This is a genomic window from Campylobacter concisus (assembly GCF_002165785.1).
GTDB lineage: Bacteria > Campylobacterota > Campylobacteria > Campylobacterales > Campylobacteraceae > Campylobacter_A > Campylobacter_A concisus_W.
Genome location: NZ_NDYO01000006.1, coordinates 12,134 through 36,483, shown reverse-complemented (window position 1 = coordinate 36,483; position 24,350 = coordinate 12,134). Strand labels below are relative to the sequence as shown.

The 24,350-nt window shown below is 37.6% G+C and carries 23 protein-coding genes and 1 tRNA gene; 2 read left to right on the top strand and 22 right to left on the bottom strand.

Annotated features, from left to right (window positions below; all coding sequences use genetic code 11):
• Positions 1 to 4: 4 nt before the first annotated feature.
• The 5 genes from fmt to rplU all read right to left on the bottom strand — a co-directional run bounded on the left by fmt (position 5) and on the right by rplU (position 3,175).
• Positions 5 to 910: a methionyl-tRNA formyltransferase gene (gene fmt, locus B9N62_RS04910; protein WP_087584634.1), complete on the bottom strand. Its 906-nt coding sequence runs from the start codon at positions 908 to 910 to the stop codon at positions 5 to 7.
• A 16-nt stretch (positions 911 to 926) separates the two neighbouring features.
• Positions 927 to 1,262, bottom strand: coding sequence for a GDP-mannose dehydrogenase (locus B9N62_RS04905; protein WP_087584633.1), 336 nt, complete (start codon positions 1,260 to 1,262; stop codon positions 927 to 929).
• A gap of 46 nt (positions 1,263 to 1,308) precedes the next feature.
• Positions 1,309 to 2,367: a GTPase ObgE gene (obgE, locus tag B9N62_RS04900; RefSeq protein ID WP_087584632.1), complete on the bottom strand. Its 1,059-nt coding sequence runs from the start codon at positions 2,365 to 2,367 to the stop codon at positions 1,309 to 1,311.
• Between the two features lie 224 nt (positions 2,368 to 2,591).
• Positions 2,592 to 2,849 carry a 50S ribosomal protein L27 gene (rpmA, locus tag B9N62_RS04895; RefSeq protein ID WP_002942569.1) on the bottom strand — a complete coding sequence of 86 codons (258 nt, stop codon included), beginning with the start codon at positions 2,847 to 2,849 and terminating at the stop codon, positions 2,592 to 2,594.
• Positions 2,850 to 2,860: 11 nt separating this feature from the next.
• Positions 2,861 to 3,175, bottom strand: coding sequence for a 50S ribosomal protein L21 (rplU, locus tag B9N62_RS04890; RefSeq protein WP_087584631.1), 315 nt, complete (start codon positions 3,173 to 3,175; stop codon positions 2,861 to 2,863).
• 674 nt (positions 3,176 to 3,849) lie between these two features.
• Here rplU and flhB point away from each other — a divergent pair.
• Positions 3,850 to 4,923 carry a flagellar biosynthesis protein FlhB gene (gene flhB, locus B9N62_RS04880; RefSeq protein ID WP_035167257.1) on the top strand — a complete coding sequence of 358 codons (1,074 nt, stop codon included), beginning with the start codon at positions 3,850 to 3,852 and terminating at the stop codon, positions 4,921 to 4,923.
• A gap of 51 nt (positions 4,924 to 4,974) precedes the next feature.
• On the opposite strand, the gene B9N62_RS04875 is transcribed toward flhB, so the two are convergent.
• The 7 genes from B9N62_RS04875 to B9N62_RS04845 form a co-directional block, all read right to left on the bottom strand.
• Positions 4,975 to 6,642, bottom strand: coding sequence for an anaerobic C4-dicarboxylate transporter (locus B9N62_RS04875; protein ID WP_072593834.1), 1,668 nt, complete (start codon positions 6,640 to 6,642; stop codon positions 4,975 to 4,977).
• 347 nt (positions 6,643 to 6,989) lie between these two features.
• Positions 6,990 to 7,065 (bottom strand) — tRNA-Phe (locus tag B9N62_RS04870).
• Positions 7,066 to 7,227: 162 nt separating this feature from the next.
• Entirely contained in the window at positions 7,228 to 8,004 is a 777-nt protein-coding gene (locus B9N62_RS04865; RefSeq protein WP_087584630.1) for an energy transducer TonB, read from the bottom strand.
• The gene (gene exbD, locus B9N62_RS04860; RefSeq protein ID WP_087584629.1) at positions 7,979 to 8,362 is read right to left on the bottom strand and encodes a TonB system transport protein ExbD; all 384 of its coding nucleotides are present in this window, start codon (positions 8,360 to 8,362) and stop codon (positions 7,979 to 7,981) included. The genes B9N62_RS04865 and exbD overlap by 26 nt, the downstream gene beginning before the upstream one ends.
• Positions 8,349 to 8,777, bottom strand: a complete 429-nt coding sequence (gene exbB / locus B9N62_RS04855; RefSeq protein WP_054196205.1) for a TonB-system energizer ExbB — start codon at positions 8,775 to 8,777, stop codon at positions 8,349 to 8,351. The genes exbD and exbB overlap by 14 nt, the downstream gene beginning before the upstream one ends.
• A 134-nt stretch (positions 8,778 to 8,911) precedes the next feature.
• Positions 8,912 to 9,856, bottom strand: a complete 945-nt coding sequence (waaF, locus tag B9N62_RS04850) for a lipopolysaccharide heptosyltransferase II (protein ID WP_087584628.1) — start codon at positions 9,854 to 9,856, stop codon at positions 8,912 to 8,914.
• On the bottom strand, positions 9,853 to 10,896 hold the full coding sequence (locus B9N62_RS04845; RefSeq protein ID WP_087584627.1) for a glycosyltransferase family 4 protein: 1,044 nt from the start codon (positions 10,894 to 10,896) through the stop codon (positions 9,853 to 9,855). Before B9N62_RS04845 ends, waaF begins: the two co-directional genes overlap by 4 nt.
• A 119-nt stretch (positions 10,897 to 11,015) precedes the next feature.
• On the opposite strand from B9N62_RS04845, the gene polA reads away from it, so the two are divergent.
• Positions 11,016 to 13,652, top strand: coding sequence for a DNA polymerase I (gene polA / locus B9N62_RS04840; RefSeq protein ID WP_087584626.1), 2,637 nt, complete (start codon positions 11,016 to 11,018; stop codon positions 13,650 to 13,652).
• Positions 13,653 to 13,664: 12 nt separating this feature from the next.
• On the opposite strand, the gene B9N62_RS04835 is transcribed toward polA, so the two are convergent.
• The 10 genes from B9N62_RS04835 to xseB all read right to left on the bottom strand — a co-directional run bounded on the left by B9N62_RS04835 (position 13,665) and on the right by xseB (position 24,347).
• Positions 13,665 to 15,476 (bottom strand): P-loop NTPase fold protein, encoded by a 1,812-nt coding sequence (locus B9N62_RS04835; protein WP_087584625.1) that lies wholly within the window; start codon positions 15,474 to 15,476, stop codon positions 13,665 to 13,667.
• Between the two features lie 122 nt (positions 15,477 to 15,598).
• Positions 15,599 to 16,693, bottom strand: coding sequence for a succinyl-diaminopimelate desuccinylase (gene dapE / locus B9N62_RS04830; RefSeq protein WP_087584624.1), 1,095 nt, complete (start codon positions 16,691 to 16,693; stop codon positions 15,599 to 15,601).
• Positions 16,694 to 16,701: 8 nt separating this feature from the next.
• Entirely contained in the window at positions 16,702 to 18,615 is a 1,914-nt protein-coding gene (locus B9N62_RS04825) for an EAL domain-containing protein (RefSeq protein ID WP_087584623.1), read from the bottom strand.
• A 75-nt stretch (positions 18,616 to 18,690) separates the two neighbouring features.
• A complete protein-coding gene (locus B9N62_RS04820) occupies positions 18,691 to 20,895 on the bottom strand; it encodes an endonuclease MutS2 (RefSeq protein WP_087584622.1) in 2,205 nt (734 codons plus the stop codon).
• Positions 20,892 to 21,236 (bottom strand): hypothetical protein, encoded by a 345-nt coding sequence (locus tag B9N62_RS04815; RefSeq protein ID WP_087584621.1) that lies wholly within the window; start codon positions 21,234 to 21,236, stop codon positions 20,892 to 20,894. The genes B9N62_RS04820 and B9N62_RS04815 overlap by 4 nt, the downstream gene beginning before the upstream one ends.
• The gene (locus tag B9N62_RS04810) at positions 21,230 to 21,547 is read right to left on the bottom strand and encodes a hypothetical protein (protein ID WP_087584620.1); all 318 of its coding nucleotides are present in this window, start codon (positions 21,545 to 21,547) and stop codon (positions 21,230 to 21,232) included. The genes B9N62_RS04815 and B9N62_RS04810 overlap by 7 nt, the downstream gene beginning before the upstream one ends.
• Entirely contained in the window at positions 21,547 to 22,854 is a 1,308-nt protein-coding gene (gene murC / locus B9N62_RS04805; RefSeq protein ID WP_087584823.1) for a UDP-N-acetylmuramate--L-alanine ligase, read from the bottom strand. The genes B9N62_RS04810 and murC overlap by 1 nt, the downstream gene beginning before the upstream one ends.
• 86 nt (positions 22,855 to 22,940) lie before the next feature.
• Entirely contained in the window at positions 22,941 to 23,294 is a 354-nt protein-coding gene (locus tag B9N62_RS04800; protein WP_087584619.1) for an MmcQ/YjbR family DNA-binding protein, read from the bottom strand.
• A gap of 74 nt (positions 23,295 to 23,368) precedes the next feature.
• Positions 23,369 to 24,163 carry a carbon-nitrogen hydrolase family protein gene (locus tag B9N62_RS04795; protein ID WP_087584822.1) on the bottom strand — a complete coding sequence of 265 codons (795 nt, stop codon included), beginning with the start codon at positions 24,161 to 24,163 and terminating at the stop codon, positions 23,369 to 23,371.
• Entirely contained in the window at positions 24,156 to 24,347 is a 192-nt protein-coding gene (gene xseB / locus B9N62_RS04790) for an exodeoxyribonuclease VII small subunit (protein ID WP_004317712.1), read from the bottom strand. Before xseB ends, B9N62_RS04795 begins: the two co-directional genes overlap by 8 nt.
• Between the last annotated feature and the right edge of the window lie 3 nt (positions 24,348 to 24,350).

Genomic DNA, 24,350 nt, shown 5'->3' with positions numbered 1-24,350 from the left:
AAATTTATTTTAATTCATCGCCAACGCTAAGACGCTTACCATTTATATATGCTTTTGCGTTTGTTGGCTTTTTGCTTGGCTCTTGAAGCTCGTAAATTTTGACAGCTTTGTCCTTGCAAGCAACCACAACGTGATCTTTTTCTACGCTTAAAATTTCTCCACTTTTGCCACTTTTTTCGCTTAGTTCAAGCGATAAAATTTTAAGACCGCTTGTTAGATAAAGCCCCGGCCAAGGTGTGAGCGCACGAAATTTATTATAAATTTGCCCTGCCTCTTCCTCAAAGCTAAAAAGTCCGTCGCTTTTACTTATCTTTTTGCAGTGCGTAGCCTGTGCGTCGTCTTGCTTTTGTGGTTTTAAATTTGCAAAATTCTTAAGCACTTTTACGATGAGCTCGCCACCAAGCTCGCCTAGCTCACTAAAAAGCTCACTTGACATCTTACTCTCGCAAGGCGTGTAGATGAAGTCCAGCATATCGCCAGTATCAAGGCCAGCATCCATTAGCATTGAAGTCACGCCTGTTTGCTTCTCGCCTGCTAGGATCGCACTTTGTATCGGGCTCGCACCTCTATATTTTGGCAAGATCGAGGCGTGCAAATTTATACAGGTGGCGACGTCTAGGACACTCTGAGGTAAAATTTTGCCATAAGCTGCCACGACGATAAAGTCTGGGCTAAACGCCTTTAGCTCGGCAATCACCGCCTCATCTTTTAGCGTATTTGGCGTAAAGACTGGCACGCCTCCTAGCTCATTTTGAGCGTAAATTTTGACCTCACTTGAAGTCAAAATTTGCTTTCTGCCAACTGGCTTATCAGGCTGGGTAAAGACCGCTTTTATATTAAAGCCAGCTTCTTTTAGGTGCCTAAGTATCCTAACCGCATAATCAGGCGTCCCCATAAAAACTACATTCATCACTTTCCTTTAAATTTCAACGACTTTTATTTTGATCTATGTTTTTGCTGTCCCACGGCCAAGAGCTGCAAGGATCTTCTTTCCAATCAATCTTTTGAAACAATAAACTTCCTAGCTCATCAAGGCTAATTTTGCCGTTATGATCGGTATCTAATCTCTTAAATTTCTCACTAGTGCATAGATCTGGTGCTATTTTTAGCGCTGATGGCACTTTGCAGGACGTCCACTCATCTAAATTTAGCCTGCCGTCACGATCTATGTCATTGTAATCCAAAAACATATACGCTGGATCCGCTGGATCGCAGCTATATGCACCAAGGCAAAATAGCATAATGCAAAACATTTTCTTCATTTTATATTCTTAAATTTCTAAGTTTAAAGCACCAAAAAGTCGCAACTCAAAGCTCTTTTTTTAGCAGCTCAAGCAGTGCAAATTTAAGCTCGTCAATGTTCTCGTTTGTCGCTGATGAGATTGGCAAAACAAAGTATGGTTTTTTCGCGTCAAAACTGTATAGGTCTTGCTTATAGACAAATTTACCATCTTGATTTGGCTCTAAATTTATGCTTTTCATAAATTCTCTTATATTTTCATCTAAATTTTCAGCCGCATCGACTCTGGTGATCGCGATAGCATAGTCCCTGCTAGCAAGCACACTTGAAAATTTAGCGACCTCCTCTTTTAGCACGCTAAACTGCTCGCTCATGCTTCTGTAATTCGCACTATCTATCATAAAAAGCAAAATTTTATTTCTCTCGATGTGCTTTAAAAACTGCACGCCAAGGCCGCGTCCGTCGCTCGCTCCCTCGATGATACCAGGGATATCAGCCATGACAAAGCCGCTAAACTGATCGACCTCGACAAGTCCGAGCTTTGGCGTAAGCGTGGTAAATTCGTAGTTTGCGATCTGCGGTTTGGCGTTTGAGACGGCTGAGATAAGGGTTGATTTGCCAACATTTGGAAAGCCAACAAGACCCACGTCAGCTATTAGCTTTAGCTCAAGCCTAACCTCTACGCTCTCTTCTGGCATGCCCTTTTGAGCGTAATCTGGAGCTTGGTTGATAGAGTTTTTAAAGTGAAAATTTCCTAGTCCGCCCTTGCCGCCTTTTAAAAATAGCGTCCTTTGCCCCTCTTCTACCATGTCGCAAAGCAGCTCATTACTCTGCGCATCATAGACCGCCGTTCCTGGTGGCACGATAAGTTCTAGGCTCTCGCCCTTTTTACCAGTCATGCGTCTGCCCATGCCAGCCTCACCGTCGCTAGCTCTCATCGCCCTTTTACCCTTGTAGTTTGCCAGAGTGTGGGTGTTGTTGTCGCAAACAAAATAAACATCTCCGCCATCTCCGCCATCTCCGCCATCAGGACCACCTAAAATGACGTGTTTTTCACGGCGAAAACTCACAGCTCCAGCTCCACCATGCCCCGAACTTAGAGTCAATCTTGCACTATCTATAAACATTTTTTACCTTAAATTTTTTATTTGGATTATATCCAACTTTACTGAAATTAAATCGTAATATCTTGTCTAAAATAAAGCAAAGATAATCAGTATGAAGCCTAAAATATAAAGTTATGGTTGATTTAAAATTTCTCTCAAATAGCTATTTAAAAAATTCTAAACACTAAATAAAAATTTTGATTTTTGAATAATTTTAAGAAAAAAAGGGGCGATTGCCCCTGAGATTATGCAGCTGGATAAACAGATACTTTTTTTCTGTTTTTATCAAGTCTTTCAAATTTTACAAAGCCATCGACTAATGCAAAAATAGTGTGATCTTTGCCAAGACCTACGTTATTTCCAGCGTGAGTTGCTGTTCCTCTTTGACGGATGATTATATTTCCAGCACGAACGAACTCACCACCAAATTTTTTAACACCTAATCGGCGTCCGATACTATCACGGTTATTTTGGGTTGAACCTTGACCTTTTTTGTGTGCCATATCTTATCTCCTTAAGCTGCGATACTTACGACTTTTACACGTGTAAATTGTCTTCTAAAGCCGCGTTTTAGTTTTGAGTCTTTACGTCTGCGTTTTTTGTAGATAACTACTTTTTTGTCTTTGCCTTCATTTACGACCTCAAGAACAACTTTTGCACCCTTCACAAATGGCGCACCTACCTTTACTTCGCCGTCATTTACAGCCAAAACTTCTGTAATCTCAACGGTTGATTTAGCTTCAGCACTAAAGTGATCTAGCTTAAGGTACTCGCCCTCGCCAACACGATATTGCTTACCGCCATGCTTAAATATAGCGTATTTTGACATACTCTACCTTTCTAAAATTTGGTAAGACCAAAAAGCACTTTTTTGCAAAAGATTTATGGAGCTTTGTTGGTTGTAAGGTGTAAATATTAGCCAAAAGTTTATAAATTCTTCTTTAATGCCCCTGATTTTATGATCTCATCGGCTAAATTTCTTATCATAGAGCTATGATCCAGAAAAAAAGGTTTTGTCATTTGGTAAATAAGGCTGATGTATCAGAGTTTTAGCTACTGGCGCATTTAAGATCATATTTATCAGTTCAAACTCAGGTGGCAAAACAAAATAGAGTTTTGGCCTAGGAATTTCTTCTTGAAAGAGCCTCCCACACTGGTTATATCCGCCGTTGTAGCCTGGGAGTAAATTTAGCTTTGCATACTAAAAGAGGAGATTATTCAACACCTCAACATCGCCATCTTCTAGGCACTTTTCAAACAAATAGTCGTAATCACTTGATTTTCTCCCCTTTAGCTCAGCATAAATCTTTGCATACTTACCTAAAATTTTTGTACTTTTTTGACTCTAAAGACAATATCTTGTTTACCCCTTGTTTTTGTTGATTTTAGCTAAAAATGACTAAGATAGCTTAGCTCTTTTTATATGCAAAAGGTGGCTTTAGCGGATAGTTTAACCGCATTTTGGCTATAATCGCCCCAAATTTAAGCAAGCTCAGGATAAAGATGGCAGGCGAAGATCAGGAAAAAACCGAAGAAGCGACCCCCAAAAAGATAGAAGATGCCAAAAAGGATGGTAACGTCCCCAAAAGTCAGGACCTAGCTGGGTTCGTGACCCTTGTCATCGCTATTGGCGTACTACTTGCGATGCTAAATTTTATGAAAGAACAGATCATCTCACTTTATATCTACTACTCAAAATTTATCGGTCAGCCACTTACCTTGCCAACTGTAAAAATGATCGTCGTAAATACCTTTGCAAGGTCGCTTCTTATGATACTTCCGGTTTGTATCTGTGTGGCGATCGCTGGTGTCATCGCAAATGTAATGCAGTTTGGATTTATCTTTACCACAAAGCCTATAATGCCAAATTTTGGCAAGATAAATCCACTAAAGGGACTAAAAAATTTATTCTCGATGAAAAAAGTGATAGATAGCATCAAAATCGTGCTAAAAGTTAGCATCGTCTTTGGAGTTGGATTTTATTTTTTCTTGCAGTTTATAAAGGAGCTACCGCACACGCTCTTTTTTTCTATGTTTGATCAGCTTGCTTGGCTAAAAGAAAAGCTCATCATTCTTGTTAGTGTCATGCTTTTTATTCTTTTTGTGATCGGACTTATCGACCTTCTCATCGTGCGTTTTCAATACTTTAAAGACCTTCGTATGAGCAAGCAAGAGATAAAAGATGAGTATAAGCAAATGGAAGGAGATCCGCAAGTGAAGGGCAGAATTCGTCAAGCACAAATGCGTGCAGCCAAGCGTCGAATGATGCAAAATATTCCACAAGCTGACGTAGTCATCACAAACCCTACTCACTACGCCGTAGCGATAAGATATGATAAAAGTCGCGACGAAGCACCGATAATACTTGCCAAAGGTGTTGATTTTTTAGCGCTGCAAATCAAAAAAATAGCCGTTGAAAATGGTGTGCAAATTTATGAAAACCCGCCACTCGCAAGAGAGCTTTATAAAATTTGTGAAGTCGATGATACGATACCAGCACATCTTTTTAGAGCCGTAGCCGAGGTGCTAAGCTTCGTTTATATGAGCAATAAACAAAAATTTAAAGATAAGCTTTGATAAATTCTACTCTTGCCACTAGAAATTACTAGCAGCAAGAGAAATTATCTATTATAGATATCCAAAAGCAGTTGCAAAAATATAGCCAAATATACAAGAGGATATAACACCAATAAGACCCGGAATGATAAAGCTATGATTGATAACGAATTTACCTATATGTGTCGTACCGCTTCTATCAAACTGAATAGCCGCAAGGTCGCTTGGATATGTTGGTAGGATGTAGTATCCGTAGCAAGCCGGCGCAAAGGCTAGAATGATAGCAGGATTAACATCTATATTTAAAGCTAATGGCACAAATGCAACCAAGGCTGCAGCTTGAGAATTTACAAATTTTGAGATAATCAAAAGCATGACCGCATAAGTCCAAGGGTGCTCTTTTACGATGCTTCCTAGCGCCTCCTTCATCATCGGAGTATGCACTGCAAACATAGTCTCAGCCATCCAAGAGATACCAAAAACTGCAACAAGAGCGATCATACCTGATCTAAATATCTCGTTTTTGCCGATCTTGCTAGCATCTGTTGGTGTAAAGATTAAGATGATAGCGCCAGTTAAAAGCATGAAAATTTGGATAACATGAACCATGCTTAGGCTTTTTGAAGATGCTTGTTTGTTGCTTATATTGATGTAAGCACCTTGGAATTCTTCTTTTGCACCTTTTTCATTTATATATGTTACTGCACCATCAGCCGTGCGAGTAAGAGTTTGATTTGCATCTTTGCCGATGATTTTGACTGATTGAGCTTTTTGATTGGCATTTAGCTTATCGTTTGCTACTTTTAACTCAGCCGCCTCTGTTTGGATGCTAGCGTCTTTTATTTTTAAGGTTTTTAAAACTTTTTGTTCAGTTGGAAGGTTAGCTATTACTTGAACGACCGTTGCGTCTTTGTAAGTAGTCCAGCTTGGACGAAGATCTTTAAAATATCCAAGAAGCGCAACTACAAGAATAGAGCCTAAAAATATCCACATTGCAGCCCATTGATAACCAGGAAGCTTTTTGCCTAAAAGCGTCGCACTATCACCATAAACATATTTTTTAAACTCAGGATCTTGAAGCTTTGCTTGAAATACCTCGTCTTTGTCAAGATCTTTACCTCTAAACCAGCTAAAAATTCCTACCGCTAAAACACCACAAAATGTTGATGGAATCGTAATCTTTAAAAGATCTAAATATCCATCAAAGCCAGCTAAGTGAGTTTTAGCATTAATAAGAAAGCTTGTAAGAGTTACAACAGCAACTGAAACTGGACTTGCGATGATACCCATTTGTGAGGCTATCGAGCTTGCTGCCATTGGTCGCTCTGGGCGGATACCATTTTTGATAGCGATATCATAAACGATAGGAAGCACGGTATAAACAACGTGTCCAGTACCGCATAAAATAGTAAGTGTACATGTTACAAAAGGAGCCAAGATACTTACATATTTTGGATTTTTTCTAAGTATGGTTTCTGCTATTTGAAGCATAACATCAAGGCCACCACTAGCTTGAAGCGTAGCACTTGCCACAACAACAGCAAGGATAGTTAGCATAACATCAATAGCTGGCTTACCGGGCTCGATGTTAAATCCAAAAACGAGGACTATAAGACCGATACCACCTAGCATACCAAGTGCGATACCGCCTTTTTTAGCTCCGTAGAACAAACAGATAAGGACGATGAGAAGCTGGATAGCAAACTGCATGCCTTCACTTAAATTCATGAGAAAATCCATGAAACCTCCTAAGTTAATATAAATTTAATCAAGATTATATCTCTTATGGATTTAGATTAAACTTATATTTTAAGGATAATTTGATACAAATATAATATTTTGATTAATAAGGCTTATTTAGGATAAAATTTATAAGATTATCTCTTACAAATTTTTTATTTGATCTTGAAGATTTTATTTGTCTTAGAATATATAAAATGAAAATAGCATTGTTATATTTTAAATTTATTAATAATAAAAATTTATTTAAATTTTTATAAATAACCTAGAAAAATAGCATAAAAGCCTTGTAAATGTGAAATTTAATAGAACTAAGAAAAAAAGGATTGATGTTTAAAGGAAGGTAATGGTGGTTAGAGGCAGAATCGAACTGCCGACACGCAGATTTTCAGTCTGCTGCTCTACCGACTGAGCTATCCAACCACTCGTTAAAGAAAGTCAGATTATACATGTTTAATATTTAAAGCAAGTTTAAAATACACACTTTTTTAAATAAAATAAGCTATGTTTTTCTATTTTGACTTGAAATATAAAAGAAATTCTACAAAGCAGATAATAAATTACGAGCTTAAATAAGCTTGTAATTTATTTTAGTGTATATGAAATAGGAAAGCGCAGATAACGATCTTGCTTAGGCTTTGGAAACTCAGAACTTGCTCTTTGAATGTTTTCTAAAGCACCATTATCAAGCGACTCAAAACCAGAGCTTTTACTAACTTTAAGTTCATCTATGCTGCCGTCTTGCTTGAGTAAAAACCTAACTTCTACAACTCCTTGATGTTTCATACGTCTAGCATTATTTGGGTAACTTTTATGCCTCTTAACTGCGATTATAACCTTCGTAAAATCTTCATCGCCTTGCGAATTTGATAAATTTAGCTCAGGTGTTACATTTTGAACTGGAGCTGCAGCGATAGACTTGTTATTGGCTGGTAAATTTGTATTTACACTAGCTGGCGGTACAATAGGCTGCACTGGCTGAGCAATTACCGGTTCAGGCTTGGGCTCTATTTTTTTCTCTTTTTTAGGCTCTACCTTTTTTATTTCACGCTTTGGTTTCTCCACCTTTTTAGGTTCAGGTTTTGGTTCTGGCTTTGGCTCAGGTTTTGGTGGCTCTGGTGGTGGCGGTGGAGCTGGTGGAGTTGGCTCTGGGATAAGCATTTGCTCCGCTATTTGAGGTGCTGAGACTTGTGGCACTGGAGTAAATGAATTAAGAGCTATTTTTATCGGTTTTTGCTCACCTATTTTTATCTCATCAAAATTATGTGAAAGCAAAAAATATACTGCTGCTCCATGCACTATAAGCGAAACAGCTAAGCCGCTGTAATTTGAAATTTTATTCAGAGATTGTTTGGATTGCAAAATTTTCGTGGCCCTTCTCTTTTAATATATCAATTACTTTGACAAAGCTATCAAATTTCGAATTTTTATCGCTTTTTAGTTCGATCAATGTCTTTATATCAACCGCATTTAGCTTATCTTTGAGTTCATCCTCAGAAATTTCTACATCATCTATAAAAAATTTATTATCCTTATCAATTACTACGCTTACCTTTTTATCGTCCTCTTTGCTTTGCTCAGCACTGTTTGCACTTGGAAGATCAATAGCTATCTTGCCTTGAGCAATAAAAGTCGAAATGCTAAGCACGATAGCAAGCAAAACAAGCATAATATCAATAAATGGGACAATATTTAACCCATCTTTTTTATTTAGACGCATTTTCAGCCTTATATCTATTTAGCATCACATCTACTTTTCTGACAAAACCATTGTAAATCATCAAAGTTGGTATCGCCACAAGTAGTCCAAAAGCAGTTGCTTTTAGCGCAAGAGAGAGGCCGACCATTATGCTTTTAGTATCGATTCCGCCTGCCATACCCATATCATAAAATGTGATCATAATTCCAGCAACTGTACCAAGAAGTCCTACATATGGCGCATTTGAGTAGATAATGTAAAGCGTGGTTAAATTTTTGGTTAGTGCTTCTTCAAGCGATTCGATACTTTTGTAGCCTTTTATATCAACGCGTGAATAAAAAATAATACGCTCAATCGTATACCAAAGTACAAAAAAACTCATAATGCCTAAAATCGCAATAATTACATGATCAATGTGATGTTTAATTAGCTCCATAATACCTTCTTAGTAAAAATTTTTGCGTGATTATAGCTATATTGATAACCAATGTCAAATATTTAGTAAAAATGTAATCAAATAAAAACTAAAATTTTTAATTTTGTATGTATATATTTAATATTTTTAGAATTTCAAAATTCTAATTTTTTTCTTAGTAGCTCTATTTCGGTGATGACTATTTTTGGCGTAAGCTCCTTCATACAGGCATGTGTTTTTATAGGACACACTCGCTTCATGCATGGCATACAATCTAAATTTAAATGCACTATCTTTGCACTCTCATCTTTCCATGGGCTAGTCTCTTTAAATTTAGTAGGTCCAAAAAGAGCCACAAGTGGCACTTTATAGGCAGCTGCAATATGCATAGGACCACTATCATTTGTCAAAAAGATACCATTTTTTATAGAACCTATGACCTCACAAAGCTCTTTTATGCTTGTTTTTCCGGCCAAATTTTCACATTTCATACCATTTTGTAAGAGTATTTGCTCGATTTCATTGCAGATCTCAAGCTCAGCTTTTGAGCCAGTGATCTTTACATCAAATTCATCTTTAAAGTGCAGTGCAACCTCTGCAAAATAGTGCGGATACCACCTTTTGGCACTTCCGTAGCTAGCACCTGGATTTAGCACGAGGAGCTTTTGCTCGCTTTTTTTAGCTTCATAATAAATTTTTAGTTCGTTTGAAATTTCTTTTAAATTTAGGCTTTGCTTTATGAAATTTAGATATTTTTGCACCTGATGCAAGCTCTCGCTACTCTTTTTAAAGCAAAATTTTTGCGTTGCTTTTAGAAAAAATAGCAAAAATTTACTAGCAAATGAGCTTCTAAAACTAATAGCGATATCAAATTTTCCAAGCCTTCTAGCTGTTTTTATAAGGCTTAAATATCTTGAGCTTTGTTTTTTACTATCATCAATTACTACTTTTTCGCACTTTGGATGTGACTTATAAAGCTCACAGGCCACATAAGAGCCAAAAAATACAATATTTTTAGCATTTTTACTTAAATTTTCTATCGCCGCACTAGCCATCACAGCATCTCCAAGCCAAGTTGGAAGCTCTATAAACACTCTCACTTTTTCTCCAAATTTAGCACTTCGTTTATAATTTCAAGAGTTTTGCTTGCATTTTCTTCTATACTAAATTTTTGTGAAAGTAAAAATGACTTCTCTTGCAGCTCTCTCATCATGTCATTATCATTAAGCACCTGCTCCACTAGCCCCAGTATACTCTCATCATTTGGTTCACGCATGACAAAACGATTTTCTAAAATTTCAGCTGCCCCATTTTGAGCCGTTGTAAAGACAATATTTTTAAAGCTAAGTGCCTCTAGAACGACATTTGAAAATGGCTCATAGTGTGTTGGAAATATAAAAATATCGCTTGCTTCATAAAATTTTGCAGTCATTTTTTGCTCACCTGTAAAAAATGCCTTTATCTTTAGCTTTTTTGCTAGCTTCTTGTATGAATTTAAATTTTTATCTTTGCCTACTATTAGCGCATTTACTGGCGTTTTTAGCTTTGAGACAAGAAGTAAAAAGTCCTTTACTCCTTTTCTTTTAAAGCCATTTCCGACAAAAAGCACAATTGGTAAATTGTAATCGAGTCCAAATTCTTCGCATACGCTAAGTTTTGCTTCTCCTTTTTCTACTTTTTGTGGCAAATTTATACCGTTGTAAATGGTAACGATTTTTGACTCATCGATACCGTAAGCTGAAATGATTTGCTCTTTTATGTAGTTTGAATTTGCGATTATCTTTTTAGAATTTTTAAAGCAGCGTTTTTCTAAATATGGATAGACAAAATTTAGAGGATTAACCCACCAAAATGGCTTTGTGGCACGATAAATTTTATGTACACCATCCCCTGCTCTATAAATATCTGCACAACTCACTCGCTCCAAGCTAAAATATACCTCATCGCTTTGTTTCTGGCGTTTTACCTGTGCGTTAAATCTCAAAGCCTTTTTCCATGACGAGATCCTAGCCTCTCCTAGATATGAGCGTATAGACGTGTCTATGCTTACGTCTTTTAGGGCTTTGGTAAGCCTTCTTAAATAGCGTTCGGCACCACCGACTGCGTTTGGATTGATACGTAAAAAAACTATTTTTTTCATGACCTCAAAGCTTTTTATTTTTGTGATTTTTTATTTGTAATGTCAGCCATAATATCAAAAATTTTTATAAATCAGCCTATTTTTTGCCTAAATTTCATAAAATTACGCAAAGGATAAAAATGAAAACACTTACGATTATTGACACTTTTGGTTTCTTTTTTAGGCTCTACTACGCCATGAGCGGACTTAAAAACCGCGATGGCAAGCCAAGTGGAATGATAAGTGGCTTTGCAAATTTTATAGCAAGCCTCAAGGATGAATACCAAAGCGACTATCTCATCTTTGCACTTGACAGCAAAGGCAAGACCTTACGTCACGAAATTTTAGGTGATTACAAAGCAAACAGAAACGAGCCGCCAGCTCAGCTAAAAGAACAGCTTCCAGTTTGCATAGATATGATAGAAAAAATGGGGCTTTACAGCCTTAGCCGTGAGGGTTACGAAGCCGATGACATCATCGCAAGTGCTGTTAAATTTTGTAAAGACAAAGATATATTTGTGAGAATAGTCACCCACGATAAAGACCTTTATCAACTCATAGAGGATGGCAAAGTGAGCATCTACAGCCCGCAAAGCAAGATCGATCACGACAGTGCTAGCTGCTTTGAAAAGTATGGAGTTTATCCGGCACAAGTAAGGGACTTTCTAGCGATCGCAGGCGATAGTTCAGACAACATTCCAGGTGTCAAAGGCATCGGCGCAGTGGGAGCTAAAAAGCTTTTGGCTGAGTATGGCAGCTTAGAGGGAATTTATGAAAATTTAGCCCTTCTTAGAAACGAGCGCACTAAAAATATGCTTGCCGCAGCAAAAGACGAAGCATTTTTGAGCAAAAAGCTAGCCACTTTATTTGATGACGCAGTTAGTTCATTTGATCTTGAGCACTCTAAATTTCCAGAGCAAAATCCTTTGATAAATATCTCAGAAATTTTAAAAGAGTACGATCTAAATAGGCTTCTTAAGAGCTTGCAAAAAGAGGAAAATGCTGAATTTAAGCTTGGCTTTAGAGCAAATTTACTCCTTGATGAGGCTAGCGTAGAAAAGCTCTTATCAGACGTCACACCAGAGACCATCGTCGCATTTGACACCGAGACCACAGGCGTTGATAGCAGGAGCGCAAAGATTGTTGGATTTAGCTTTTGCTTCAACGATGAGGACGCCTACTACGTACCGATAGCTCACAACTACCTTGGTGTGCCGCAGCAAATAAGTCTAAATTTTGCCACTTGGGCGGTAGGGCAAATTTATAAAGGCTGCGTGATCGGACAAAATTTAAAATATGACTTTGAGATAGTTAAAAACAACCTTGGGCTAAACCCACCTGCAAATTTCAAAGATACGATGATACTTGCGTGGCTTAGCGATCCAAACTCGAGCGTTGGCATGGATGCGCTAGCAAAGAGACTTTATGACTACGACACGATCAAATTTGAAGATGTGGTCAAAAAAGGGCAAACTTTTGGCGATGTGCCGCTAGAAAATGCCGCTAAATACGCGAGCGAGGATGCTTGGATAACGCTTAAATTTTATAAAACTTTTTTAAACACGCTTGATAAAAATTTGCTAACCCTCGCCGATACACACGAGTTTCCTTTCATCCTCACGCTATTTGACATGGAGCAAAACGGCATCAAGATAAATGAAGCCAAAATGCAAAAGCTCATCCTTGAAAACGACACCAAACTAAAGGCGCTAACAAGTGAAATTTACGAGCTAAGCGGCGAAAATTTCAACATAAACTCAGTCAAGCAGCTTGGCGTCATACTCTTTGAGCATCTAAAACTGCCAACCAAAAAGAAGACAAAAACAGGATATAGCACCGATGAGAGCGTGCTAGCAGAGCTCATAGACGCTCATCCAGTGGTGGAGAAAATTTTAGCCTACAGGGAGCTATATAAACTGCAAAGCACCTACTGCGAGCCGCTTTTAGCACTTGCCAAAAAGGATGAGGGTTCACGAATTTACACGAGCTTTTTACAAACTGGCACAAGTACCGGTAGGCTTTCAAGTAAAAATCCAAATTTACAAAACATCCCTGCTCGTGGCAGCCTCGCAAAGGATGTCAGAGGGTGCTTTGAGGCGCGCGAGGGGTATAGCTTTGTAGGGCTTGACTACAGCCAGATCGAGCTTAGACTGCTAGCTCACTTTAGCCGCGATCCTGCGCTTCTTGAAGCGTTTAAAAATAACGAGGACATCCACGCAAGGACGGCTATTAGTATATTTGGCAGCAGCGACGGGCAAAACAGAGCCGTGGCAAAGAGTATAAATTTTGGCCTTATTTACGGCATGGGCTCAAGCAAGCTTGCAAATCAAGTAAATATCACAAGAGCCGAGGCAAAAGAGTATATAGAGCGCTATTTTAAGGCATTTGAGACGATCAAAGAGTTTTTAGAGGGGATAAAAATTTCAGCTAAAAACGACGGCTTTGTGCAGACACTGCTTGGCAGAAGGCGCTACTTTGACTTTAAAAGTGCCACACCTATGCAAATAGCCATGTTTGAGCGCGAGGCGGTAAATACGGTCTTTCAAGGCTCTGCGGCAGATCTAGTTAAGATGGCGATGGTAAAAGTTAGAGCAAATTTAGATAAAAATGCAAAAATGTTGCTTCAAATCCACGACGAGCTGATATTTGAAGTAAAAGACGAATTTGCACAGGAATTTGGCAAGGCGACACAAAAGACGATGGAGGAAATTTACACGCTAAATGTGCCACTTAAAACATCGCTAAATATCGCCAAAAACTGGGGCGATTTGAAGTAAAAATTTAAAGGCTCATTCCAAATGACCCTTTTCCTTCAAATCTTCAAGTATAAATTTTATCTTTAGTTTTTGGTTTTTATCGCCGTTTTGTGATATCTTTTCAAATACTTGTGAAATTTTATTTTTTAGCTCTTTGTTATCCGAAAGCTTAGAAATATTTCTTTGCAAAAATCCTATCACGCTACGGAGAAATTCCAAATTTTCATAACAATATTTTTCTAAAATTTCTTCCGTTATTTTTGAAGATAATTCTTTTTGGATCGGAACTCTAGTATTAAAAATATTTTCCATTATCCTCTCTGCAGATGATATCTTATATATTTCATTTTGTGTTATAAGGTTATCGTATAGTTCCTTGACACGATCATCAAATTTTATCATCTCGTCTAAATTATCGGTATATAAATTTTGATATTGGTTGTTTTCGAAAATATCCGTTATATAATCCAGCAAAATTTTAACCGCAAATTCATGGTATTTTTGCTTATTTTCTTCATCAAATTTTCCTAGTGTTTCTATGTATAAAAGAAAAGGGCTAAACCCAACTATATCTATTATATTCTCTTTATTTGTTTCTAAATAAGCAAAGAGGCTCTTTATAAAAAGTCTATTATCATATTGTAAATCTAACGTGCCTTTAAAATACTCATTCAAAATTTCCTTTTTGATTTTTTGATATTGCTCATTTTTAATTATATTTTCTATAATCGTATCAAGGCTCTTAGTATCTATAATAGATTTCTGGGCATAAGATAGTATATTTGCGCCCAATTCGCGATAGAATTTATCATATGAAATTATAAGCAAATATTCCGCATATTCTTTTTTACTCATATCTTTTTTATTTTTAAATAAATCGTATACGTCCTCAAGCTCTCCAAAAAAATTTAACACACCGAGAAATCGTTCGATCTCGGCGGAAGAATTCAGCGCATTTATGATTGATATTCCTAGTATATAAGTTATTACGTTGTCTTTTATAGGTTGATATTTTTGCAGCTTGTCTTCTAGATGTTGTTTATAATCATTCAGCGCATTTATCGCTCGCCTCATCACTCTGATGTTATTTATGGCATGCTTTGCAAAAAACTGTAATGCCGCATCTCGGTAAACTTCCTCTAGTTCGCTTGATATGGTACTAAAAGATTCCTGCGGAGTCGGATCATAATAAAATTCGTAGTCCATGATTTTATCTTTATATTCTGATAAAATTTTTTCTGGTTCTGTTTTATCCTCTTTTATTTGACTATCATTTTTAAGCTCTTTATCTTTTAAATTTTCCTCATCTTCTTTTTGAATTTCTTTAGCAGAATCCGTCATCTTTGAGCGATTTAAAATCATAACTATATGACAATTTTGCTGCTCTTTATATTCGGAAATCAGTCCTAAAATATCTTTTAAATTTATCTTATCAGATATTCTTTCAAAATCGTCAAAGCAGATTATTGCATCTTTGTACTTATCTGTATACAGGGAGTCCAGCATAATTAAACCAAATTCTGCAATTTTATTATCGGCAAATATTTTTGTAGTAAAATTTAAAATGCTTGTAAGATCAAATTTTTTATATTTTTCTATCTTTGATACGGCTTTATTCTTTTTGTAATAAAATTTTAAACTTATCTCTTGTTTGATTTCCTGAATGCTTTCCTTGCCAAATAAAGATACATAAACAGAATTTTTATCGAAATTTTTGGCAGAAAAATTTTTCCAGAAAGTTGTTTTTCCTACGCCCCATTCGCCATCCAAAACAATACATGTGCCAACTTTGCGTTCTAGTATTTCTTTTAGTCTTTCTTCAATATCTACTTTTGAGCTATTCATAGTAAACCTTTGTAGATTTTATTTTTAAAAATTTCAATAGAAAATTTAGCACAACCAGCTAAAAAGCTATCTTAGAAAAAGGTTCGTATTTTTGTTTTTAGGGTAGTGAAAATTTGCGAATATTATTCTTTGAAATTTTCTATCAAATCTTTAAAAATTTCATAAAGTTTATTTACTTCGTGGGCGCTAACTCGTTCGTTTTTGGCGTGTATGCGGTCGTTTATGACGCCAAATTCTATCGCATCTACACCAAATTCAGCAAAGTGCCTTGCATCGCTCGTGCCACCCTTTGTATTTAGAACCGGTGTGACACCGGTAATTTTTGTAACAGAGGCCATCAAATTTTTTACGATTTTGCTATCTTTATTTGTTAAAAATCTCTTTGAGCTTTGCTTTATGCTAAGCTCGTAATCAAGCCCTTTTAAAACGCCTCTAAGATAGCTCTCAACGTCATTTACGTCGGTTAAATTTGAGTTTCTCACATTAAACATTATGCTAAGCTCACTTGGAGTAACGTTGCAAACTTGCATACCGCCTCTAATATCAGTTATCACAATCTTGCTTGGACTAAAAAACTCACTTCCAGCGTCCATATCGTGATCAGCTATTTTACTTAAAAGTGGAGCTATCAAATTTACCGGATTTACACACTTTTCAGGATATGCTACGTGCCCTTGAATGCCATTTATCACGATCTTGCCATTTATTGAGCCACGTCTACCAACTTTTACGCTATCACCAAATTCTTTATCGCAAGTTGGCTCAGCCACTACGCAAAATTTTGGCAAATCATTTATTTCGCGTAAATATTCAAGTGCTAAAGGCGTACCATATGTGCCATCGCCCTCTTCGTCGCTTGTTAAAATAAGACTTAGCTTACCATTAAATTTCGTATCTTTAGCAGCGCAAACAAAAGCAGCCACGCCACTTTTCATATCCTGTGTGCCTCTTGCGTAGATGTAGCCATCTTTTTCTAATGGAGTAAATGGCTCACTATCCCAGCCCTCACCTGGAGGCACGACATCAACGTGTCCAGCAAAAGCTAGATGCTCGCCGTCTCCATAAATTTTAGAAAGTATGAGATTTTTGGTGCCATTTTTTTCTATAAATTTCGCCTCAAAATCAGGTAAAAATTTAGCGATAAACTCTAAGCTTCCAGCATCATTAGGTGTGATAGAGCGAAAGCTTAAAAGCTCTTTTAAAAAGCTAATTACCACTAAGTGCCTTATGAGCCAGCACGCTCTGGTGCACCAAAATAAAAGCCCTGGAACTCATCTACACCGATCTCTTTACAGATTTCAAATATCTCTTTTGAATGCACATATTCAGCAATAGTTTTTATACCAAGGTCTTTTGCAAATGCCACGATCGCACTTGCAATAGAGTGTGAATCTTTATTTATATCTATATCTTTTATAATAGAGCCATCGATCTTCACATAGTCAGGCTTGATCTTTATAATGTAAGAAAAATTTGAATATCCTGAGCCAAAATCATCAATAGCGATCTTTGCGCCCATGCTTTTTACACGCTCGATAAAATTTGAAACTCTCTCTAAATTTTTAAGCTCTTCATCTTCAACGATCTCAAATACTACTCTGCCGGCAACATTGTGCTTGTTTAATAAATTTAAAACAAGTGAGCTAACATCACCATCGATCATATCTCTACTGCTTAAATTTATAGAAAGTACTAAATTCTTATCCTCTACAAGCTGTTTAAAACACTTTACAATGAGTTGTTTCTCAAGATCAGCATAACGCTTAATGCGCTTTGAGATATCTAAAAAGACATTTGGTGATATAACATCGCCTCTATCTAAAAGTCTTATCAAGCATTCGTATTTTACGGGTACCTTTTGGTCATTAACTATCGGCTGAAAATAAGGAACAATATTGTTATTTATAGTGGCGTATTGTATCAGTTTAGAGCGTTCTATTTGAGTTGCGTATTCCTCTTTTTGATTTAGCCCTTTAAAATAGCAAACATAGTCTTTATCTTGCTCTTTTGCCGTTTTTAACGCTATTGTTGCTTTTCTTAGTGTTTGATCACTATCAAGAGCAAAGCCTATTGTACTATGTATCTCGATACCTTCTATCTCCCTACCATCTTCATCGACTATACTTAGCATACGACCTTTAAAAATTTCTATCAAATCTTCAACCATATCTTCATATCTATCGATAAAGCTATCGCTATCTTCTACCAGAGCAAACCTATCTGCTTCTATGCAGTAAGCTTTCATATTCTCATTTTTGGCAAATTCACTGATCAAATCAGCCATTTTGACCAAAATCTGATCACATGCAAATTTACCGTAAAAGTCATTCATCTTGCCAAAATCGTCAATATCTATAAGCACTACTTTAGGATTTTCATAGCTATTAATATCACGCACCAATGCTGTTTTATTTAAAAGTCCAGTCATTGGATCGATATAAAGCTTTTCTCTAAGCTCTTCTATCTGTTTTTTAGTATCTGTTTTTAATGCGTTATAGTTATTTTTTTCTTTTATGTATTTGACCGCATACCATATACAAGTAGATAAAGCAACTATTGCACCAACGAAGCTTAAGATGAATGTTAAAGCCATATTGTTTAAAAGCCACTCAAAAAAGTACTCATCATGCGTGCCAGTAATACGCTGATCGACCTTTCCTTTAAAGCCTAATATATACTCTCCAACTGGCACAAACATACAAACTTGAGCGGCGTTTTCTGGCAAAATTTTTGCCCAAAAATAATCTTTTTGGAAATTATGAGCAAAGATATTTCCACAGCTTTTATCGTTAAATTCTTTATTTATTATTCTTTTATCTGAAGACGCTACGACCTTGTATCCATTTTTATTATCATCCTTTAATAAAAGGACATCACCCATAGCGCTATCGTTAATGTAAGATTGAAAATTTGCGACATCATATTTGCTGACATTTTTGAAATAATCAACATATTGATATGTCAAATAATCAACTTTCTTTCGAAGATTAAAACCATTTTCAGCAGAAGCATTATTAAATTTAAAATAAAAAACTGCCAGGTTTTCGACTAAAAAAATACTTCCTAAAACAAACACTAAACCTATAATCGTTTTAGTGATATTTAGATTTTTACCCGTTTGCTCGTCCTTGTTACTCAAAAGTTACTTCCCTTATTTTGTGTACTTGTCCTGATTATATCAACCTTAAAATAAATTTTAACTTTTGGGAAAAAGTTAAAGCCTGACTATTTTAGCGCCGTATCCACCCTGATTTGCTGGTGCGTCAAAAAATTCTTTCACGCTTGGATGCTCTTTTAAGAAATTTTTGACAGCAAAGGCGAGCTTGCCAGTGCCGATACCGTGAAACACGCTAACCTCATCAAACCCCATAACAAGACTATCTGAAATAAATTTATCAAGCTTTGCTATCGCCTCGTCAGCTCTCATGCCGTGCAGATCAAGCGAGAGCGAGGCCGTTTTTGGCTTATCGACACTTAAACTTACACCACCTTTTTTAGGTAAGACCACTTCGTTGCCATTTTTTCTTAAAAGCTCGAGTGGCACACGCAAATTTATGCCATTTGACTCGATCATCGCGTCATTTTTAGAGATGCTTAAAACCGTGCCTTTGATATTTTCATACTTCACTCTATCGCCTACTTTTAGGCTCTCACGCTCAGTTTTTTTAGGCTTAACGATGGCAGCTTTTTTCTCATTTGCCACGTTTAGCGCCCTTTGCTTGTCTTTTATGTCCTTGAAATTTATAACAGCTTTTGCCGCATTTATCGCTTCATAATACTCTTTTTCAAGGCGCGAAATAGTCGCATTTAGCTTGATCTCATTTTTCTCTTTTAGCTCTTTTTGCTCCTCAAGCAAGCGCTCCAGCCGCTCCTCTTTTGCCGTGACCTCTTTTATCCCCTCATCAAGCTTGGTTTGTAAATTTAGCGTCTTTGTGATGATCTCGTTTAAATTCTCTTTATCTTCGCCATAAATTTTCTTTGCCTGCGCCACTAAATTTTGAGATATGCCGTATCTTGCCGCCGTTTCAAAGGCATAAGACTTGCCGATCGTGCCTTTTAAAAACTCAAATTTAGGCCTTTGAGCCGTCTCGTCGTAAAGTGCCGCCACTAGCTCAACCTCTGGATTTTTAGCTAGCAACATCGCAAGGCGCTTGTGGTGGGTCGTGATGATCATTTTGATATCTTGAGTGATGAGACGCTCTATCATGACGCCATACAAGCTCGCAGCCTCTTCAAAGTCGGTACCAAGCTCAATCTCGTCGATGCCGATGATGATCGATTTTTTAGTAAAAAGCCTTGCAAAATGCACCATCCTGCCAGCAAAGGTCGAGATGTCGTTTTTCACACTTTGCGGATCTTCTATGATCGCGTCAAATTCTTTAAAAAAGCCGATGCTTGAGCGGTTTGCGTCGATACGCATAGGCAGCAGATACTTTGCAAGCAGCGTGGCTGAGATGATCGATTTTAAAAGCATCGACTTACCGCCAGCATTTACACCGGTAATGAGAAGCACCTTTTTGCTAAAATCCACACTCACGCTCTTTGGATTTTTTAGCGCTGGATGGGCAAATTTCTCAAGCTTGATAACATGTGAGCTATTTGGCAAAACAAACTCATAGTCACGCGATCTAGCCAAATTTACTCGAGCCTGATATGCGTCAAACTGATCAAAAGCGTTATTTATAAATTTCAAAAAGAGCAGGCTCTTGCTCATCTGCAGGCTAAATTTCTTGCAGTGCTCAAAAATGATCTCCTCTTTTCTATCAAGTAGCTCGCTTTGCTCCTTTTTTAGGCGCTCAGTGCTTGCAGGTGCGACGTAGAAGTAGCCGCCTGAGCTTCTAGCGATTACGGTGCCTTTTAAGGCGTGGTTAAAGCCACCACGTACCAAAAGTGCCTCTTGCGAGTTGATGTAGTGCGTCTGGGTATCTACAAGATAGGGCGTGATATGCTTTGAGTAGATGAGCTTTTTAAGCTCAGCGTCGATCTGGCGCTTTTTCTCGCTAAACGCCTGCTTTATCGCAGAAAATCTCTCATCCACGCTGTCGCTAAACTCGCCGTTTTCATCAAAGCTGTTTGCCATCTGGCTCATCAATTCTGGGATTTCAACCTTTGCGATCCACTCGCCAAGCCTACCTTCAAATTTTTGCTTTTTTAGATATGAAAAATACTTAATAATCTTTGCAAACTCGTAAATTTCACTGATGTGAAGCACCGCTTGCTTGCTAAGTCTCATAAGTGCGTCATCTAGGTTTTTTATCTCGCCTGGTGCCTTGAAGTCATACTTTGAAAGCTCGTTTATGTTTTCAAAGTGGATTTTGCTATCGCCTTGTAAAAATAGCGGTTTTTGCCTTGCTAAAAAGGAGTTAAATTTATCCAGATACTCGCCTAGATCGAGCTTTAAAAATATCTCTTCAGTCATTGCTCGCAACTTTTTATAGGCACGATAACGCCTGAGAGATCGCTAAATTCTCTTTTAGCTAAAAATGACGCCGTGCCAAATTCGTAGTTAAATTTCTCAGCGCTCACGTTGTATTCGCCACATTTTAGCACTTTGCCCTGCTTAAAATCGCTAACTAGCTTTGAGATGGCATCCTCGTTTTTTGATAAATTCTCTTCGTAAAAATAGACGCAAATAAGGATCACTACAAGCACCGCACTAACGAGCGCTTTTATGCCTTTGCTGATCTTTTCATCTTTTATCGCCCAGATCGCTCCAAAAAGCACGATCAAGCCAGCAATTAGGATCAAATTTCTTACCATTTTACGCCCTTATACTTTGCGATGAGCTCTTTGTAAAGCTCAGCATGAGGCTTGATCTTTTCTAAAATTTCTGCCATAACCTCACTGATATCTTGTTTTTCAACTAGCAAGCAAACGGCTAAATACGGGGCATTTGGCAGCATATCTTTTATCTGAGCGCTACTTAACTTTTGCTCCCTTGCAAGTGCGATCAAGATATCTTTTTTGCCTAAATTTATAAGGCTAGAAATTTCATTCTCACTTAGCTCTTTTTCTTTTATCTCTTTTAAAATTTCATTTTCACCTTGGTGCTTGAAGTTACCTAGATCCATTAGTAGCCGCCTCTTAGTTGCACGCTGATATCGCCCGCTCCAAAGCCAACTACTATGCCACCACTTAGGCGGTTCTTCACGCCAAATTCATCTGTAAATTCAATGCCGTCCTCGACTCGCTCGACCTTATCGGTAAAGATCGGGTTATACTCGCTAAATTCACTCTTCATATCAACTTCGATCGGATTTTCCCCAGCTGCATAAACTGGCAAGATGACAAGCTCATCAACGCCTTTAAAACACTCTTTAAAGCCAGGTAAATTTGTGCTAAGTCTTGTGTAGCGGTGTGGCTGAAATATCGCTGTGACGCTGTTTATGCCTAAAATTTTGGCGTATTCAAAGACTGATTTTAGCGTCGCTTTTATCTCGGTTGGATGGTGTGCGTAGTCGTCTATTAGAACGAAATTTTTGTTTGCACAAAGTATGTCAAAACGCTTTTTTATGCCTTTGAAATTTAGTAAATTTTCTCTGATATCTTTAAGCGGTGTCTCGTGCATCGCAGCAAGAATAGCCAAAGATGCGTCTATAGCGATGTGCTCGCCCATGCCAAAGGCTTCAAATTTGCCTAAATTTTTAAGATTAAAGCTGGTGTATGGCTGATAGTCTCTTACAACCATCGTAAGCTCGGTGATGTCGGTGCTTGGATAAAGCCTGATCGCATCAAGCTTAAGCGTGCTTAAAAACTCGTCCTCAGCGTTTATCACTCTAACCTTCGCGCGCTCCAAAAAGCCCTTGTAGGCTGCGTAAAATTTAGCTAGATCATAATCGTAGTGTTCCATGTGCTCTGGCTCTGCGTTGGTGACTATGGCTAGATATGGGTTTGAGTTTAGAAAGCTCGAATCGCTCTCATCAGCCTCAAATACGACGTTGTCACTCTTTGCATAGCGCATATTTGAGCCAAACTGCTTTGAGATGGCGCCGATGATGACTGAGCCTTCGATTAGGCTTGCTAGCATCGCTGAAGTCGTGCTCTTGCCGTGCGCACCAGCTACTGCAAAAACACACTTATCCTCAAGCACGTAAGGCAAAATTTCCTTTCTTGAAAAGCACTTTATACCCTTTCTCCTAGCCTCCACTAGCTCGATATTGTCCTCTTTTATCGCAGCTGAGTAGACCACAAAGTCTTGGTCTTTTATCGCCTCTTTACAGTGCGGTGTAATGACCTTGATGCCTTCATTTTGAAGCTCCAGCGTCGTTTTGCTCTCTTTGATGTCGCTGCCGCTTATCTTGTGGCCTTTTTCGTGTAAAAATCTAGCGATGGCTGAGATGCCGATACCACCGATGCCTATGAAATGGACTTTTTTGATTTCGTTGTTTAGCTCTTGCAAATTTTATCCTTAAGTTTTTCGTGATTTTAACAAAAACTACTAAATTTAAGGCTGAAAAATGGCTTTTATTTGCTTAGCATAAAGCTTTCATCTATCAGGTCAAAAACGGTTTTTTGTGAGATTTTTGAGTTTAAATTTACACTTATCCAGTGTTTTTTGTTCATGTGATAGGCTTTAAAAATTTGCTGCTCATCAACTAGTACCATCGCTAGATCAGGACTACATTTTAGATTTAAAACCTCGGTCACTTCGTCACTTTCAAGCCCAAGCTTGCTAGCGCTTATCTCCATAAGTAGTGCAAACCACTTCTCATTTTTCTTATGACGAAAGGCGCTAATTTTTAGATATTTTGGGAAAATTTGCTCACCTAAAACGTCAAATTTCTCTTTTATGTATCTCTCAACGTCACTTCGTTTCAAAATTCACTCCAAAATTCCTTTAAAAAGCGCTCATTCTTGTTAAGCTCGCTTTCCTATCCAGTTACGGCCTTCTTTCATCTTTTAAATTTATCCTCTATATGCATAAAGCCCCAAGTGCTTCTAGCCTCGCTAAGCTCCTTTTTGCTAAGCTCATCTATCATCATCTCTTCATTTTTTCCGAGCCTATTTTTAACCTCGCCAAATGGGCTAATAAGCATCGAATCGCCGTAAAAGCTCCACTGTGCATCGTCACTCTTATGGCTACCTACGCGGTTTACGCGGAGCACGTAGACGTTATTTGTAAAGGCTCTAACCTTTAAAAGCTCCTCCCAGCGCGCCTGAGAGAAAAATGTGCAAGCCGTTGGCACTAGAACAATATCTACCTTTTTAGCACTCATATAAGCCCAGCAAATGTCAAAATGTGCCTCATAGCCAAACATAACGCCTACTTTAAATTTATCATATGTAAAGATAGGTAAATTTAGCTCATCGCTTGTGTTATTAAAGAATTTCGCCTCATTCCAGTGAGCGTAAGGCATGAGAATTTGCTGATCATATAGCTTTACTTGTGTTGGGGTAAATTTAGCTAGACTTTTAAAAATTTCCTTACCTTTTAGATTTACAATGGGTGCAACAATATTTAGATCATACTTTTTTGCCATTGCAAAAAGAGCCTCTTTCTTGCGCTCGCTCTGCTCTTTTATAAGGCTTTTTGGCATGCTAATGAGCTCTTTAAAAAAGCTATTTAGAACATATTCACCAAGCACAACCAGCCTTGCGTTTTCATCCGCACAAATTTTTAGGTAATAATCAAGCCTCGCCTCACTTAAAGGCTGCGTTGGTAGCTGAAGAGCACAAATTTTACTCATCATCCACCTGCTTTATGCTAAGTTTTGCATTTTCTAAAATTTCTCTTGCTTCATTTAAGAGCTTTTTGCCCTGCTCGTGTAGCTTTATGCTATTTTCCAAGCTCACATCATCTTTGTTTAGATCGTTTAAAATTTTATCTGCTAGGGCTAATTTTTCTTCAAAGCTTTGCTCTTTTTGCTCCATTTT

What these genes read in the sequence shown, in the direction of transcription:
- polA (WP_087584626.1), top strand. Translation starts at nt 11,016, where the DNA reads ATGAAAACACTTACGATTATTGACACTTTTGGTTTCTTTTTTAGGCTC.
- obgE (WP_087584632.1), bottom strand. Translation starts at nt 2,367, where the DNA reads ATGTTTATAGATAGTGCAAGATTGACTCTAAGTTCGGGGCATGGTGGA.
- B9N62_RS04905 (WP_087584633.1), bottom strand. Translation starts at nt 1,262, where the DNA reads ATGAAGAAAATGTTTTGCATTATGCTATTTTGCCTTGGTGCATATAGC.
- xseB (WP_004317712.1), bottom strand. Translation starts at nt 24,347, where the DNA reads ATGGAGCAAAAAGAGCAAAGCTTTGAAGAAAAATTAGCCCTAGCAGAT.
- B9N62_RS04815 (WP_087584621.1), bottom strand. Translation starts at nt 21,236, where the DNA reads ATGGTAAGAAATTTGATCCTAATTGCTGGCTTGATCGTGCTTTTTGGA.
- rpmA (WP_002942569.1), bottom strand. Translation starts at nt 2,849, where the DNA reads ATGGCACACAAAAAAGGTCAAGGTTCAACCCAAAATAACCGTGATAGT.
- B9N62_RS04845 (WP_087584627.1), bottom strand. Translation starts at nt 10,896, where the DNA reads ATGAAAAAAATAGTTTTTTTACGTATCAATCCAAACGCAGTCGGTGGT.
- rplU (WP_087584631.1), bottom strand. Translation starts at nt 3,175, where the DNA reads ATGTCAAAATACGCTATATTTAAGCATGGCGGTAAGCAATATCGTGTT.
- B9N62_RS04835 (WP_087584625.1), bottom strand. Translation starts at nt 15,476, where the DNA reads ATGAATAGCTCAAAAGTAGATATTGAAGAAAGACTAAAAGAAATACTA.
- exbB (WP_054196205.1), bottom strand. Translation starts at nt 8,777, where the DNA reads ATGGAGCTAATTAAACATCACATTGATCATGTAATTATTGCGATTTTA.
- fmt (WP_087584634.1), bottom strand. Translation starts at nt 910, where the DNA reads ATGAATGTAGTTTTTATGGGGACGCCTGATTATGCGGTTAGGATACTT.
- exbD (WP_087584629.1), bottom strand. Translation starts at nt 8,362, where the DNA reads ATGCGTCTAAATAAAAAAGATGGGTTAAATATTGTCCCATTTATTGAT.
- B9N62_RS04875 (WP_072593834.1), bottom strand. Translation starts at nt 6,642, where the DNA reads ATGGATTTTCTCATGAATTTAAGTGAAGGCATGCAGTTTGCTATCCAG.
- B9N62_RS04795 (WP_087584822.1), bottom strand. Translation starts at nt 24,163, where the DNA reads ATGAGTAAAATTTGTGCTCTTCAGCTACCAACGCAGCCTTTAAGTGAG.
- B9N62_RS04820 (WP_087584622.1), bottom strand. Translation starts at nt 20,895, where the DNA reads ATGACTGAAGAGATATTTTTAAAGCTCGATCTAGGCGAGTATCTGGAT.
- B9N62_RS04810 (WP_087584620.1), bottom strand. Translation starts at nt 21,547, where the DNA reads ATGGATCTAGGTAACTTCAAGCACCAAGGTGAAAATGAAATTTTAAAA.
- flhB (WP_035167257.1), top strand. Translation starts at nt 3,850, where the DNA reads ATGGCAGGCGAAGATCAGGAAAAAACCGAAGAAGCGACCCCCAAAAAG.